This window comes from Streptomyces vastus (assembly GCF_039532825.1).
In the GTDB taxonomy this organism is placed as follows: Bacteria; Actinomycetota; Actinomycetes; order Streptomycetales; family Streptomycetaceae; genus Streptomyces; species Streptomyces vastus.
In genome coordinates, this window is the sequence record NZ_BAAASJ010000033.1 from 188,414 (window position 1) to 202,336 (window position 13,923).

A 13,923-nucleotide genomic window follows, 5' to 3' on the forward strand; every position below is an offset into this window, starting at 1 on the left:
TGGATCGGAACTCGCAGGTCGCGCCGGGTATTTCGACCGGCTGAGGCACTCCCGGCGCCTGACCGGGCCACTTCGCGTGCCGCGCCAACGGAGAGGTCATCGGAAGCCAGGTACCGGAAGGCGAAGCGCATGATCGCTTACACCACCTCGCGGGACGCGACCGAGACCAGCGACTCTCGCTCTTCCTCAGTCACGCCACCCAAGGCTGGGCAGAACGCTGAGGAGGTCATGTGGAAACACTTCCAGCAACAGCGGGCCGCTGGCCGCACGCCGACAGGCGCGGAGCTGGACCGAGTGGCTGGCACCAATAACTACGGTCGAGCCGTCCTCGCGCGCTGGCGGCGCCGCATCCCTGCCGCCCCAGAGGAGGTATCGACAAACGGGTTCGTCACCCTGAGTAAGGACGGGCCGGGCGGTTGATAGAACGCGGAACATCGCGTTCGGGGTTTATCCCCTGAATGCCTGATGCGAGCAACGTAGAGGACCTCAGCGATCGCGCCGGGGTCCTCTTTGCACAGCCCGGGGATGGTAAGGGCATGCGGCCCTGGCCCCGGCCACGCCAAAGTCACCGGAAGGGATCGGTCACCCATGCCTACCCACGGCGAGTTAGAACTTGATGACGGCCTCCCAAGGGGCGGCGGGGCGCGAGTCGCGTTGCTGTTCGCCGCCCCTGACGGCGGTGAAGGTCATATCCCGAATTGACCGGTGCTGCCCGCGCCGATCTGTCTTCCCGGAGTATGGAACTGCGTTGCCTACAGGGGCCGTCCTGCACAGTGCTGCATGCCTGCTGGTCGTCCGATCACTGGGCGCTGACCGAGTTCAGACCCTGGCGATCTCCCGGCTGGCAGCCCAGCACGACGAGATCGAGCGTCTACGCACACACGTCGCCGCAAGGTTGCGGGCCGTACCGAAGGCACGCGACAACCCCTGAAGCCGACGTTCTGATCTGCGCCCTCATCCTGCCTGATTACGGAGAATGCCCCACGGGTAGCAACAGGCGGAGCACCGATCGCACGTTCACCCAACGACGCAGAAGAGGCGGGGAGTTGAGCTGGCCGAAGGTCGTGAATGCCTTCCGAGTGACGGCAGGTGCCCAGGAACTCCTCAAGGCGCCCCGATGAACTCCCCGCTCCGGCCGGAACAGCTACGTGGCCTGATCACCGACGAGCTGGAAGGCGCCACGACTTGGCACACGCTGCCAGGGGTATGCCGCCGCCTCGGCCTTGACGCCCCCGACCAGGCCGACTGGCACGGCGGCGGCAAAGGCAAGTACGTTCGGGCGCTTTTGGAGGGTCACGACCTCACCGAACTGATTGATCTGGCCAGGAAGGTAGTCGAGCAGCTCGGCAGCGAACGGCTGGAGGGGGAGCTGGACCAGCTGGGACCCCGCGGTGCCTCCGGAGCGTTCCGCAACCTCATCTTCGCCGGGACCGGCCCCAAGCCGGATATGGTGCTCGACGACTCGGTGGGCAACTACCTGGAGATCACCGCGAATGCCGAGCACTGGCTCTTCTACGACCGGCCCCTCACCAGCCAGGGTCTGACCTGGCGGAACATGCTCGACTGGTGGCCGACCACCAGCGCCTTCGCCAACACGGCGGGGGAGGTGGACGCGACCGATCCGACCGCTCTTGGCCGAACCCTCTACAAGCGCCTCTTCGCCTCCGTTCCCGCCACCTCGCCTCCCGCCCAGAAGCTGTTCATCGCCTATTGCTCCCGCTACGGGCGGCCGGGCGGTCTTGACCAGCCTGCTCTCATCCCGGAGGTACACCTGCACTACGACCCCTACACGCGCCGCGAGCGTGGCGGGCGGGGGCCGTTGAACCGCGAGCGCATGGACTTCCTGCTCCTGCTCCCCAACCGGGTCCGGATCGTCATCGAGGTCGACGGAAAGCACCACTACGCACGTCAGCGAGCCTCCCCCACGGGGCAGGAGTCATGGACGGCGGCGCCGGACCTCTACTCCCGCATGGTCGCGGAGGATCGCGCCTTGCGGCTCAAGGGCTACGAGGTCTACCGGTTCGGCGGCTACGAGCTCATGCAGTCCGGGGCCGAGGACGCCGTGAGCACGTTCTTCGACCGCCTCCTGGCCGACTCCGACGCCTACCCGCCTCCAGCAACGCAATGACCTGTGGGGACACGGCTGGCTCGGGCCCCCACGGCGCGAGGCCGTGACCGGTCTCCCGTCCCGGCCACGGCCCCGCTGGTGTGGAGGTCGGTCATCGGCGGGTCAGCAGCAGCCGCCCGCGGCGACCGGTTCCTTCGCGCCGGTGCCGGCGGTGGATTCGGCCGAGCCGGCGCAGCAGGTGCTGCCCTGTTGCTTGGCCAGGTAGTCGGCGTCGGCCTTGACGACGTACACCTCCCAGGGTTCCTGGCCGGGTCCGTGGATCCAGACCTTGTCCTGGAGGGCGTAGCAACATGTGGTGTCGTTCTCGACGTCGGTGGTCAGGCCGGCTTCGCCCAGGAGGGTGGTGGCGGCGTGGACCGCTTCGGTGGTTTCGACCTCGACGCCGAGGTGGTCCATGCGGGTCGCCTCGTCCGCCGTTCCTTCGATGAGGACGAGCTTGAGCGGGGGTTCGGTGATGGCAAAGTTGGCGTAGCCGTCGCGGAGTTTGGCGGGCTCGGTGCCGAACAGCTTGGTGTAGAAGGCGATGGACGCGTCGAGGTCGGGGACGCGCAGGGCCAGCTGTACGCGGGACATGGCGAATCTCCTTGGTGAGGTGGGGAGTTCAGCAGCCGCCGGACGCGGTTGCGGGGGCGCCGATGCCGATCTGGAGGGTGGCCGGGGCGGCGCAGCAGCCGCCGCCTTCGGTGCTCTGGGCGGGGTCGGGGTCGTCGAACAGGCCCGCGCCGCCGCAGACGCCGGTCTCCGGCAGGGTGAGTTCGACGCGCTCGGCGGCCTCGCGGTCGCCGGCGAGGGCGGCGGTGATGGAGCGGACCTGCTCGTAGCCGGTCATCGCGAGGAACGTGGGCGCGCGGCCGTAGGACTTCATGCCGACCAGGTAGACGCCCTGCTCGGGGTGGGAGAGCTCGTTGACGCCGTGCGGGTGGACGGTGCCGCAGGAGTGGACGTTCGGGTCGATGAGCGGGGCCAGTGCGGTGGGGGCCTGGAGGCGTTCGTCGAGGCCGAGGCGGAGCTCGGAGAGGAAGGACAGGTCGGGGCGGAAGCCGGTGAGGACGATGACCTCGTCGACCGGGTCCAGGCGGCGGCCGTCGTCGGCGACGAGGACCAGCAGGTCGCCGTCGCGTTCCACGGACTGGATGCGGAATCCGGTGACCGCGCTCGCGTGGCCGGCCTCGACGGCGGCCTTGGCTCGCAGGCCCAGCGCGCCGCGCGCGGGCAGCTCGTCGGCCTCGCCGCCGCCGTAGGTGTTCGCGCCGATGCCGCGGCGCAGGATCCACACGGCGTGGGTCCCGTCCTCCGCCTTGGCGAGATCGGCGAGGTAGGCGAGGGCGGTAAAGGCAGAGGCACCGGAGCCGATCACAGCGGTGCGCTTGCCCGCGTACCGGGCGCGTACGGCCGGGTCGCCCAGGTCGGGGACCTGGTAGGAGATGCGCTTGGCGGCCGTCTTCTCGCCGAGGGCGGGCAGGCCGTCGGCGCCCATCGGGCTGGGGGTCGACCAGGTGCCGGAGGCGTCGATGACGGCGCGGGCGGCAAGAAGCTCCTCGCGACCGTCGGCGAGCTGGATGTGGACGGTGAAGGGCTGCTCGTCGCGGCCGGAGTCGACGATGCGGTCCCGGCCCGCGCGGGCGACGCCGGTCACCGTGGCGCCGTAGCGGACCTTCTCTCCGAGGATGTTGGCGAGCGGCTGCAGGTACTGCTCGGCCCAGTCACCGCCGGTGGGGTAGGCGGCGCCGTCGGGGCGGACCCAGCCGGTCGGGGCAAGGAGCTTCTCCGCGGCAGGGTCGGTGGCCTCGGCCCAGGGGGAGAACAGCCGCACGTGCGCCCAGTCCCGCACCGCGGTGCCGGCTGACGGCCCGGACTCCAGGACGAGGGGTTCGAGGCCGCGCTCGACGAGGCGGGCTGCGGCAGCCAGGCCGATCGGGCCGGCTCCGACAACCACGACAGGCAGTTGGTCGGTGGTGGGCGCGTTCACGAGATTCCCCTTTGCTTCGACATTCGTCGATGGCTTGCGTGGCCCAGCATGGCACCTGTATTGATGAGCGTCAACATAGACATTCATCAAATCCAGGGGGTTGGGGTCGTGGAACACGTCGACGTCGCGGTGATCGGGGGCGGCCAGTCCGGGCTGGCCGCCGCGCACGCTCTTCGCGGGCAGGGGCTTCAGCCGGTGGTGCTGGAGGCGTCCGAGCAGGCGGCCGGGTCGTGGGCGCGCTACTACGACAGCCTCGCCCTGTTCTCGCCGGCCCGGTACAGCGGCTTGCCCGGCCTGCCGTTCGGCGGCGACCCGGACCGCTACCCGCACCGCGACGAGGTCGTCGCCTATCTGCTGCGCTGCGCCGACCGGCTGGACGCCGAGATCCGCACCCGGACCCGGGTGCGTGCCGTCCGCCTCGACGACAGCGCGTTCATACTGGGCCTGGAGGGCGGCGGGGAGCTCGCGGCTCGCGCTGTGATCGCGGCGACCGGCACCTTCGGCCGCCCATACCGGCCGGACCTTCTTGGGCTGGCGACCTACGCCGGAACCCTGCTGCACGCCGCCGACTACCGCACGCCCGAGCCGTTCGCCGGGCAGCGGGTCATGGTCGTCGGTGCCGGGAACTCCGCGGTGCAGATCGCCGCCGAACTCGCCGGGCGGGCGCGGGTGACGCTCGCGGCGCGGCATCCGGTTCGGTTCGCCCGCCAGCGAACCCTGGGCCGGGACCTGCACTGGTGGCTGGCCCGCACCGGCCTCGACACACTGCCCGTCGGCCGCTTCCTTTCCGCGCCGCCGACCCAGCTGGTCATCGACGACGGCCGCTACCGGGCCGCCATCACCTCCGGGCGGCCGGACCGGCGACCGGTGTTCACCGGCATCGACAACGCGAAGGTCACTTGGGCCGACGGCAGCACGGAGGAAGTGGACGCGATCGTGCTGGCCACCGGCTACCGCCCCGACCTGGGCTACCTCACCCCGCTCGGCGCCCTCGACACCCCAGGGCACCCTCGCCACCGCGAGGGGATGTCGCTGACGCATCCGGGGCTGGTGTATGTCGGGCTGGAGTGGCAGCGCAGCCTGTCGTCGAACTCCCTGCGCGGAGTCGGGCGGGATGCCGCTCGGGCCGCCCGGCACATCGCCGCCTACCTCGCCCGCACCTGAGGCGGTCCGGCCCTCGCCCGCTGGTTCGACGTATGTCAACATAGATGCATGTCGAACACCAGGGTGCTGCCGTTGCTGGATGCCGCCGCCAGCGAGGAGGTGGCGCCGTGCTGCCCGCCGCTGACGGAACGCCCCTTCACTGCGGAGGAGGCCGAGACGGCTGCGCGGATGTTCAAGGCGCTGGGTGACCCGGTGCGGCTGCGGCTGTTCTCCGCCGTGGCCTCGCACGAGGGTGGCGAGGCGTGTGTGTGCGACATCTCGGACGTCGGCGTCTCTCAGCCGACCGTCTCCCATCACCTGAAGAAGCTCAAGGAGGCCGGCCTGCTCACCTCTGAGCGGCGCGGCACCTGGGTGTACTACCGGGTGGAGCCGACGGTGCTCGCGGCGATGGGCAAGCTGCTGACCATAGCCCCAGTCGCGGCCTGACCCGAGGCGCGCCCTGCGCCGAAGGATCCTCGGCCGACTTGGGTCCTACCCGAGCAGGTCGGCGATCTCGCGGGCGGTCTCCCGCGCCGGGCGTCCGACGCCGATGAGGGTGGCGGAGGCGGGGCCGGTCCAGTCTCCGTAGCCGAGCAGGTGCAGCCGCGGTTCGCCGACCGCGCGGGTGCCGGCCGTGGCGATGCGTCCGCGCGGGCCGCGGAGTTGGAGCGGGGCGAGGTGGGAGAGGGCGGGCCGGAAGCCGGTGCACCAGATGATCGCATCGGCCTCGGCACGGGTGCCGTCGGCCCACTCGATGCCGCCGGAGTGGAGCCGGGTGAACATCGGGCGCCTGGTGAGCAGGCCGCGGTCGCGGGCTTCGCGTACGGGCGGGACAGCGACGATGTCCCCGAGCGAGGCGACCCCGCCCGTGTCCGTGCTCCCTTGATCGAGGGCGCGGCGGCGGGCGGTGGCCGCGTCGAACAGGGCGCGGCCGTCGATGTCGTCGGCGAGGAAGCGCGGCGGGCGCTGGGCGACCCAGGTCAGCTGGGTGTCGTGCGCGAGGTCGGCGGCGATCTGGGCGCCGGAGTTGCCGCCCCCGATGACGAAGGTGCTGCGGCGGCTGCACGAACAGGTAGCGGCGGAGGCGCCTGCGGCCAGGACCGCCCGGGTGGGTGGGCGGTGCTGCTGGTACCGCACCGGGAACGGGAAATGGACCAGGCCGCCCTGCCGCCGGAGTACCGGCAGGTCCGGCACATGGTGCAGGCCGCGGTCGGCCCGGTGAAGGCCAAGGACGTGTGCACCGCGCTCGGCCAGGGCATCGCGAGTAGCGCCGGTCGGATGAGCAAGTGTCGGCGTCGTCCGTCGGGGCGTGGTGGGTTATGCGCCGACCCAGTAGGTGTCGTGGTAGAGGAAGAATTCCTCCCGTTCCTCGTCGTTCATTGCGGCGAGTTCGGCCATGCCCTCGAAGTAGCCCTCTCGCGGTGCTCCTGGGGAGAACAGCAGCAGCAGCGACGCGGGTTTGTCCGAGCCGTTGTGGAAGGCGTGACGGCCGCCGACCGGCACGTACAGAAAGTCGCCCGGGGTCGCGTCGATCCACTTCTCCCCGTCGAAGAGACGCACCGTACCGGAGAGGACGAAGAACGACTCGGACATCGTGCGGTGAAAGTGCGTGCCCGGGCCGCGGCCGTGCGGCGGCATGTCGATGCGGTACAAGCCGAACTCGCCTCCCGTGGAGGCTCCGGTGGCGAGATAGTGGGTGCGCTGACCCTGGTCAGCACCGGTCACGGTGCCATCTGCACCACCGGAGACCAGGTCGGGGGCGGTTCCGGCTGATCGGAAGCGGGCGTTGGTCCGGCCCGTGTTGCCGTGGTAGCGCGGGGGCGGATAGGGGAGAAAGGACATTCCGCACTCCTTCGCTGTGGTGCCGTGTGCTCGGCGAGGTGCTTAAGCCCCGGCCTCGACGGTAGTTCCCCAGGTCTGTCTCGATACCGGTCTGCTCAAGGAATTCAGCCGACTGAAAGTCAGCCGTCCGGTGGGAGCGCTCGACTGCTGTTCTCGCAGCGGCGAGGGCATCGGGTGACGACCCCTTGACGATCGTGACCACGTTGAAGCGACCAGGGCCGGAATGCTGCTCCAGCAGGGCGTCTTCCAGAAAGCCCGGCTGGTTCCGCAGCACCGAGTGTGTGTGTCTGACATGGGTCCAGAACTCATCGCGTACATGGTCAGGCACTACGAACTTGTCTACTCGGTAGAGAACTGGCATCCGGGACCTCCCGTCGCGTTCCGGCGGGCTTCAGCTACGACGCTACGACCTCTACCGCACTTGAGGTCAAACTCAGGTGGCATCAGGCTGCCTGAACGGACGGCGTATGACCACCAGCACGACCCCGCTCAGCAGAAACACCCGCATCGCCGACTCCAGCCCAGCGGCGCACCGTGCTGGCGGAGACGTCGTTGATCTTCTTGAGGTGAGCGCGGATCAGGCAGGTGACGGTGGAGAGGGTGGCCGTGGACAGAGGCAGGTGGACTCGGTAGACAGGGGCCTCGCTGCCCTCGGCGGAGTTCAGGTTCTTTCCCGTACAACCGCGGCTCCCGCCACGGCACCCCAGTTACGGGCAGAGCACCGGGTTCCCCGTCCCGTGCTCACAGCACGGTGAGGAACCGTCCGGTCGGGGTCTTGTGCAGCCACCCCGGTCGGCCAGCCGGTTCAGCCGGCTGGCTCTGACGTCGTTCAGCGGCCCCTCGGTATTGGCCACCTGGCCCCACCTGGCCGGCGAGCGGCGCGGGACGTCTCCAAGCGGCCCCACTGCCGCTCGCATGGCCAATTCGGTGGGGCCGATTGCCGACGTCGAAGCCAAGCTGGCTCCGCATCGCCTCGCGGAACCGTGGCTCGGCACTGATCCCGAGCAGTCGGCACACATCCTGAGCCATGACCGGCTCGTCGGCCGAGCGGACGACGTCGAACACAAGCCCACGACCAGCAACTTCAGGCTGAGACACGCTCAGTGATGGTGGCGTCGAGTCGCAGCGCTACCTGCACGTCGCTCCTGAACCAGCCTGTCAGTGGCTCTGCCAGAAGGACCAAGCTTCGCGTCCGTGGCCCAGGGCACAGACAGAGGTGCCTACGTTGCTCGGCGTACTGACGCGCCCATGTGGTGCACAGCCGGGAAGCCGTCCGCGATTGGCGGGAAGGCGCTGGTGAACACACAGGAGGAGGAGGCCGGGCGGTACGGACGGATCAAGCCCGTCGGCGAGCGGTACCTGGCCGCAGGTTAAATCCGAGGATCACTCGCCAGCTACGCACAGTGCCATCCTGGCCGGTCCCGGCGCGCGCATTACCGTTGAACGGTAGCCCCACCGGAAGGGGAGAGCTGATCGTCGCGCTTCAACACGTTTCAGGCGGCGGGGCGGACCGCCGACTTCGCAACTGAGAGACGCGACCCGGGTGGCAGCGCGGCCACGGATGCAGCTTTCAGTCCGAGAAGGTGAAGTTTGTGCCGACGCCGTTGCGTTTCGCCCAGTCGGTGATCCAGGTCAGGATCGGGAGGTCCCACAGGTAGGGCGCGGCGAGCTCGTACACCATCGTCTCTGCTGCTGAGCGGCGCGCGGGTTGATGGTTGACGATGATCTGCGCCAGCTCGATGGCGTTCGGCGGTGCTGGTGGCGGGCCGCCCCGGAGGAAGCCGCTGGAAAAGCCGTGCGCCACCAGTTCCGGTTGCTGCGAGGTTGGCACCGCGAGCCGTGCCCCGAGTGGCAGCAGGTTCAAGCCGGCTGCGGTCATACTCACGAACAGGGCGCCTGGCCGGACCGCTGTGGGATCCGGTATGGCCGGCTCTCCGGGGGCGGTGCGACCAGCGGCGGTGATGACGTCAGCGCCGTCGACCGCGGCCTCCACGGTGTCCTCGGCCGTCGCACGCACCTGCAGCCGGGCCATGACGTCGTGGGCGAACGCTTCGCGGTGCGCCTTCGTCGGGCTCCATACCCGGACGGTCTCAAGGCCGGGCATGACCCTGGCGAAGGTGCGGACGTGGCTGCTCGCCTGTGCGCCGCTGCCGAGCACTGCGAGGGTGGTCGCCTGTTCCGGTGCGAGGTGCCGCACCCCGACCGCGGCCGGCACCGACGTGCGTAGCTCGTTCAGGTCATCGAGCGCGATCAGGCTGTCGATCTCACCGGCCGCTCCGTCGATCCGGATACCGAGCCAGGCGTTGCGCCGAGCACCGCGGACGATCCGTGGAAAGAGCCGCACACTGGCCCCGCCCGACGATGATGCCGCAAGCTGGCTCGCCAGTTCGTCCCCGTTCGGCAGCCCGATCCCAGCGAAGACCGACTCACCACGATCACCAGCATGACTTCGCAGCAGCGACTCCTGCACCGCGTCGATGACGTCGTCCAGTGCCTCGTCGTCCGCCGCGAGCGGGCTCAGGTCAGACCTGGACAGCAGCAACGGCATTGTTCCTCCCAAGTTGCGTCCGTAACGCGAAGAAGCATCGCTGCCGAAGCGCCTAAACTCAACGCTGATGAATAAACGCCGCGGCCGACCGCCACTGGGTACCCGGACGGGGCGAGACAGGCTCCTGGACGCCGGCACGAGCCTGTTCACCGAGCACGGATACAAGGGAACCACCGTGCGCATGCTGGCCGAGGCCGCCGACTGCGATCCGGCCCTCGTCGCCTACCACTTCGGGTCCAAGCAAGGACTCTTTGCGCAGGTCACGGCCTTGTTGTTGAGTCCAGCTGAGGTGGTGCAGCGGGCACTGCCAGGGCCGCCCGAGCTGCTGGGTGAACGACTGGTCAGTCAGGTCATCATCGCCTGGGAAGACCCCGAGACGGGCCCGCGTCTGGCGCAACTGCTCCACGCCGCACTGGAGGATCCTCGCTTGCTCGCCGCGTTTCGCGAGTACGTAGACGCCGAGATCAGCCACCGCCTCGTTGAATTTTTCGGCGGCGGCAGTGCCCGCGACCAGACCGCCTCCGTCCTGACCCTGATCGTGGGGATCATCTTCGGGCGCTACGTCATCAAGTCCGACGCACTCTCCCAACTGCCGGCCGAACGCTACCGCCGCGCCCTGACACCGCAGGCGATCGCGGCCACACGAGTCAGACCCAAGCGCCCCTTCTGACAATGAGCCTCGGCCGACCTGAGAAGCCATCCGCTTACCGATCAACGGGCTTGTCTGAGAGGAGCTCCGCGCGGAGCGCGGACTCCCTGCCAATAGGGATGGCATGGAGGTGTCCATTCAGGGTGGGTCGTGACCTGTGGGGTTGAGCTGGCTTGATCTTCGTTCGGAACTCGTGGACGATCTTGGCTTGTGTCCGATCTTCGTGCGGTGAACGCTCGTCTGCGCCAGGTGGTGGCGGACAAGGATGAGCTGATCGCTTCGCAGGACACGCTGATTCGGTTGCAGCGGGATCAGTTGGCTGGTCAGGACGAGTTGCTGGTTGAGCAGGCCAGGTTGATCGCCCTGGTGGAGGAGCAGAACGCGGCGTTGCGGCGCCAGGTGGGGCTGGACTCGAAGAGCCCGCCGAGTGCTCGACCTGCGGCGAGTGTCTGGATTCGAAGGCCCCTGGTGAGGGGTTCACCCCGGTCCAGCAGTGGGACGTCCCGCCGGTGACGCTGCGCAAGGTCCGGTTCGATCTGATGCGGCGGCGGTGCTCGGCCGGGCACCTCACCCAGGCGCCGGCTCCGGCGGGGGTGTCCGGGCCGGTCTGTTACGGCCCGAACGTGCGGGCGTTCGCCGCGCACATCGCTTATCGTGGGCATGTCAGCATGGAGCGGACCGCTGAGATGCTCGCGGAACTGTTCGGCTGCCCGGTGTCCACCGGGTTCGTCGCCTCCTGCCTGCGGCGACTGTCGACGCGGCTGGTCGGTTTCGAGGCCGACCTTGAAACGCGCGTTGGCCGCCGCGCCGCGGCTGCACCACGACGAGACCCCGGTGCCGGTCAACGGCGTGACCGGCTACGTCTACACCGCCCGCACCGACAATCTGATCTGGTACGGCGCGCACCAGACCCGCAGCCACGCCGCCGTGGACGGCTTCGACATCCTGCCGCGCTTCGCCGGAGTGCTCATCCGCGATGACTGGCACGGCTACCACAAATACAGCGACCCCACCCGTGGCGGGAAGGTCACCCAGGTGCAACTGTGCTGCGCTCGCCTGCTGCGCGACCTCAAGGCCGTGTGGGAGTCCGACCCCGAACATCAGGCGTGGGCCGAGCAGATGCGCCAGACCTTGAAGAAGGCACGACGCACCGTCGACACCGCGATCACGCAGGGCGCGGCCGGCCTGTCCACGACCACGAGCCGGAGCCTGCGGGATCTGTATCTCAACACCGCGCAGCAGGGCATCGACGCGAACACCCCCGGGACCGCCGGCCGCAGCCACGACGCCTACAAGCTGGCGAAACGGATGCGTGAGCGAGTCGATCAAGTCCTCAACTTCACCCTGGACTTCCACGTCGAGTGGACCAACAACCCAGCCGAGCAGGCGATCAGGATGGCCAAGCTCCAAGCCAAGATCAGCGGCGTGGTGCGGGTGTGGTGCGGGTGTGGGCTCCGGGCCAGGCGGCTTCGATGGCCCGTTCGACCATCCCGGGCGGGATCGTGCCGGGCACCCATACGCGGAGGCGGATGGTCTCGCGATCGAAGACGTATTCCCAGGCCAGATGAGGCTGGCCGGTCAGCCAGCGGCGCCAAGCGGGCCGCAGGAGCCCCAGCAGATTCGCCCACAGAGCTTCGGCGCCTGCCGGGTCGGCGGTGGGCGGCGGCAGCACGCTGACCAGCCGGGCGTCGCCCGCGAGGCTCTGGCGGCAGCGGCGGCGCCACCACCAGCGCGCCCAGCCCAGCGTGGCGGCAGCGATCGCCACGGCCGGGCCTGCGGCCGGTCCCCAGGTGATGGCCCAGCGCGTCGCGTGGTCGAGCAGGGCGTGAACGGTGCCTGCCGGGTCGCGCAGATAGTCCCCCAGCGGGGAGTCGGGACCGGCAGGAGCCGAGAGTTGAGACGGGGGAATGACATGGCCGATGAGCATGGCGAGGGGCCTCCGGAAGAGTGGGGAGGAAACGCGGACGGCGGTGCCGAACTGTCAGGCGGCGCGGTCGCGTTGCGCCGCCGAGGGGCGGCCAGGAGCGTCCGGCACCGGGCCGGTCACCAGCCGCAGGCCGCCACGCCTGCGGCGGGCTGCCTGGCGTTCGGCGTCGACTTCGGCCTGCCAGGAGCGAAAGGTGCGGCCGAGAAGCTTGAGGAAGTGGGGGATCCGGTTGGCCGGGATGCCGACCAGGTGAGGCCCGAGCACTTCTCTGCACCAGTCAAGGGCGTCGACGGCAGTGTGGGTTTCTCCTACCCAAGACATCAATTGCCTATGAAGTCTTGAGGTCCTGATCCGCTTGCTTGGAGTGCACTCCACGGCCATAACGTCGAGACAGCTGAACCGAACACCCGACGCGTCGACGCATCATCCCGCACGACCAACGAGAAAGGCGGCAAGTGGTAGACAACCAATTCACAACGCATGCAGAACTTTTCGATCTGTGTGGAAAGCGCGCGCTCGTCACCGGTGGCACCAGAGGCATCGGGATGATGATCGCGCGTGGCCTTCTCCAGGCGGGCGTCCGCGTGGTCATCAGCTCACGCAACGCAGAAGCGTGCGCTCGGGCGCAGGAACAGCTGTCCAAATTCGGTGAGGTGCGGGCCATCCCCGCCGACCTGTCCCGCCACGACGAGTGTCGGCGACTGTCCGACCTCGTCACCGCCGACTCGGAGCGTCTCGACATCCTCGTCAACAACGCGGGCGCCCTGTGGGACGAGCCGCTGGCGACGTTCCCAGACGCGGCCTGGGACACGGTCGTCGACCTCAACCTGAAGTCGCCGTTCTGGCTAGTCCAGGCGCTGCTGCCCGCACTTCGCAGGGCGGGCACCGCCGACGATCCCGCGCGGATCATCAACATCGGCAGCATCGCCGCCATCCACATCCCCCAGCGGCCCAACTACTCGTACTCCAGCAGCAAGGCCGCACTGCATCAACTCACCAGAGTGCTCGCCAAGGAACTAGGACCGCAGCACGTCACCGTGAACGCCGTGGCGCCGGGACCGTTCCCGTCGACGATGATGGCTGCAACCCTCGATGAGTTCGGCGAGGCGATCGCGGCGTCGGCCCCACTAGGCCGGATCGGCCGCGACGACGACATGGCGGGTGTCGCCGTGTTCCTCGCCAGCCGGGCAGGCGCATACCTAACGGGCGCCGTGATCCCTGTCGACGGCGGCATCGCCACAACCGCGTAGGCCGCCTAGGCGAGGACATCATCGACGCCAACGAACCGACACCAGGATTACCGAACGCGTTCAGCGTTTGGTCGTGTGCGTGGGGCCCCGACTGCGGCGACCGTCTCCGGCAGCGCTCCGGTCGCCGTGCTCGATCGCATTCGGCATGAGGACGACCCGGTGGAGGCGAGCCCACACCCTAGCCCGGCTCCACCGGGCGAAGCGCCGGTAGACCGTCGGCCAGGCCGGGCCGAACACCGGGGGCAGCTGCCGCCAGGTGCAACCAGAGGTGGCTACGAAGATGATCGCGGCGAGGCATTCGCGGTCACCCGCCCGCCGTCGGCCGCCGCCCTGCGGACGCTTCACCTCAGTCGGTGGCACCACCCGCCGGAACAGGACCCACAACTCATCCGGCACCAACCGCTCGATCAGATCCCTCACGCACGGCTCAACTTACGAGCACACCAAAGGAAACGACGTCTAAGGGG

Annotated in this window: 13 protein-coding genes and 3 pseudogenes; 9 read left to right on the forward strand and 7 right to left on the reverse strand. The window is 69.1% G+C overall.

Annotated elements, in window-relative coordinates; translation table 11 throughout:
- Positions 1-1,117 precede the first annotated feature (1,117 nt).
- Complete coding sequence (locus ABD357_RS17485) at positions 1,118-2,128, forward strand: hypothetical protein (RefSeq protein ID WP_344391116.1); 1,011 nt, start codon at positions 1,118-1,120, stop codon at positions 2,126-2,128.
- A gap of 102 nt (positions 2,129-2,230) precedes the next feature.
- Here ABD357_RS17485 and ABD357_RS17490 read toward each other — a convergent pair whose 3' ends face one another.
- Together ABD357_RS17490 and ABD357_RS17495 are read right to left on the reverse strand one after the other, a co-directional pair.
- Positions 2,231-2,701, reverse strand: a complete 471-nt coding sequence (locus ABD357_RS17490; RefSeq protein WP_344391117.1) for an ArsI/CadI family heavy metal resistance metalloenzyme — start codon at positions 2,699-2,701, stop codon at positions 2,231-2,233.
- Between the two features lie 28 nt (positions 2,702-2,729).
- Complete coding sequence (locus ABD357_RS17495; protein WP_344391118.1) at positions 2,730-4,097, reverse strand: NAD(P)-binding domain-containing protein; 1,368 nt, start codon at positions 4,095-4,097, stop codon at positions 2,730-2,732.
- A gap of 108 nt (positions 4,098-4,205) precedes the next feature.
- Between ABD357_RS17495 and ABD357_RS17500 the strand changes: the two genes are divergently transcribed.
- A complete protein-coding gene (locus tag ABD357_RS17500; RefSeq protein WP_344391120.1) occupies positions 4,206-5,261 on the forward strand; it encodes a flavin-containing monooxygenase in 1,056 nt (351 codons plus the stop codon).
- A 48-nt stretch (positions 5,262-5,309) separates the two neighbouring features.
- Positions 5,310-5,687: an ArsR/SmtB family transcription factor gene (locus tag ABD357_RS17505; protein ID WP_344391122.1), complete on the forward strand. Its 378-nt coding sequence runs from the start codon at positions 5,310-5,312 to the stop codon at positions 5,685-5,687.
- 45 nt (positions 5,688-5,732) lie between these two features.
- Here the strand turns inward: ABD357_RS17505 and ABD357_RS17510 are convergent.
- Together ABD357_RS17510 and ABD357_RS17515 are read right to left on the reverse strand one after the other, a co-directional pair.
- A pseudogene (locus ABD357_RS17510) lies at positions 5,733-6,284 on the reverse strand (pyridine nucleotide-disulfide oxidoreductase); the annotation flags it as partial.
- A gap of 273 nt (positions 6,285-6,557) precedes the next feature.
- Positions 6,558-7,082, reverse strand: coding sequence for a cupin domain-containing protein (locus ABD357_RS17515; protein ID WP_344391123.1), 525 nt, complete (start codon positions 7,080-7,082; stop codon positions 6,558-6,560).
- Positions 7,083-7,997: 915 nt separating this feature from the next.
- Here ABD357_RS17515 and ABD357_RS17520 point away from each other — a divergent pair.
- Complete coding sequence (locus ABD357_RS17520) at positions 7,998-8,189, forward strand: hypothetical protein (RefSeq protein WP_344391125.1); 192 nt, start codon at positions 7,998-8,000, stop codon at positions 8,187-8,189.
- A gap of 141 nt (positions 8,190-8,330) precedes the next feature.
- Positions 8,331-8,456 carry a hypothetical protein gene (locus ABD357_RS17525; protein ID WP_344391127.1) on the forward strand — a complete coding sequence of 42 codons (126 nt, stop codon included), beginning with the start codon at positions 8,331-8,333 and terminating at the stop codon, positions 8,454-8,456.
- Between the two features lie 196 nt (positions 8,457-8,652).
- On the opposite strand, the gene ABD357_RS17530 is transcribed toward ABD357_RS17525, so the two are convergent.
- Positions 8,653-9,780, reverse strand: coding sequence for a hypothetical protein (locus tag ABD357_RS17530; protein WP_344391129.1), 1,128 nt, complete (start codon positions 9,778-9,780; stop codon positions 8,653-8,655).
- A 31-nt stretch (positions 9,781-9,811) separates the two neighbouring features.
- Between ABD357_RS17530 and ABD357_RS17535 the strand changes: the two genes are divergently transcribed.
- The 3 genes from ABD357_RS17535 to ABD357_RS17545 all read left to right on the forward strand — a co-directional run bounded on the left by ABD357_RS17535 (position 9,812) and on the right by ABD357_RS17545 (position 11,956).
- The gene (locus ABD357_RS17535) at positions 9,812-10,300 is read left to right on the forward strand and encodes a TetR/AcrR family transcriptional regulator (protein WP_344391182.1); all 489 of its coding nucleotides are present in this window, start codon (positions 9,812-9,814) and stop codon (positions 10,298-10,300) included.
- Between the two features lie 207 nt (positions 10,301-10,507).
- Positions 10,508-10,792, forward strand: a complete 285-nt coding sequence (locus ABD357_RS17540) for a hypothetical protein (protein ID WP_344391130.1) — start codon at positions 10,508-10,510, stop codon at positions 10,790-10,792.
- Positions 10,793-11,062: 270 nt separating this feature from the next.
- Positions 11,063-11,956: an IS66 family transposase gene (locus ABD357_RS17545; RefSeq protein ID WP_344391131.1), complete on the forward strand. Its 894-nt coding sequence runs from the start codon at positions 11,063-11,065 to the stop codon at positions 11,954-11,956.
- Positions 11,957-12,260: 304 nt separating this feature from the next.
- Here ABD357_RS17545 and ABD357_RS17550 read toward each other — a convergent pair.
- Positions 12,261-12,470, reverse strand: a pseudogene (locus ABD357_RS17550) (GP88 family protein); the annotation flags it as partial.
- Positions 12,471-12,661: 191 nt separating this feature from the next.
- Here ABD357_RS17550 and ABD357_RS17555 point away from each other — a divergent pair.
- Positions 12,662-13,456 carry an SDR family oxidoreductase gene (locus tag ABD357_RS17555; protein ID WP_344391134.1) on the forward strand — a complete coding sequence of 265 codons (795 nt, stop codon included), beginning with the start codon at positions 12,662-12,664 and terminating at the stop codon, positions 13,454-13,456.
- Between the two features lie 147 nt (positions 13,457-13,603).
- Here the strand turns inward: ABD357_RS17555 and ABD357_RS17560 are convergent.
- Positions 13,604-13,876 (reverse strand): annotated as a pseudogene (locus ABD357_RS17560) (transposase); the annotation flags it as partial.
- Between the last annotated feature and the right edge of the window lie 47 nt (positions 13,877-13,923).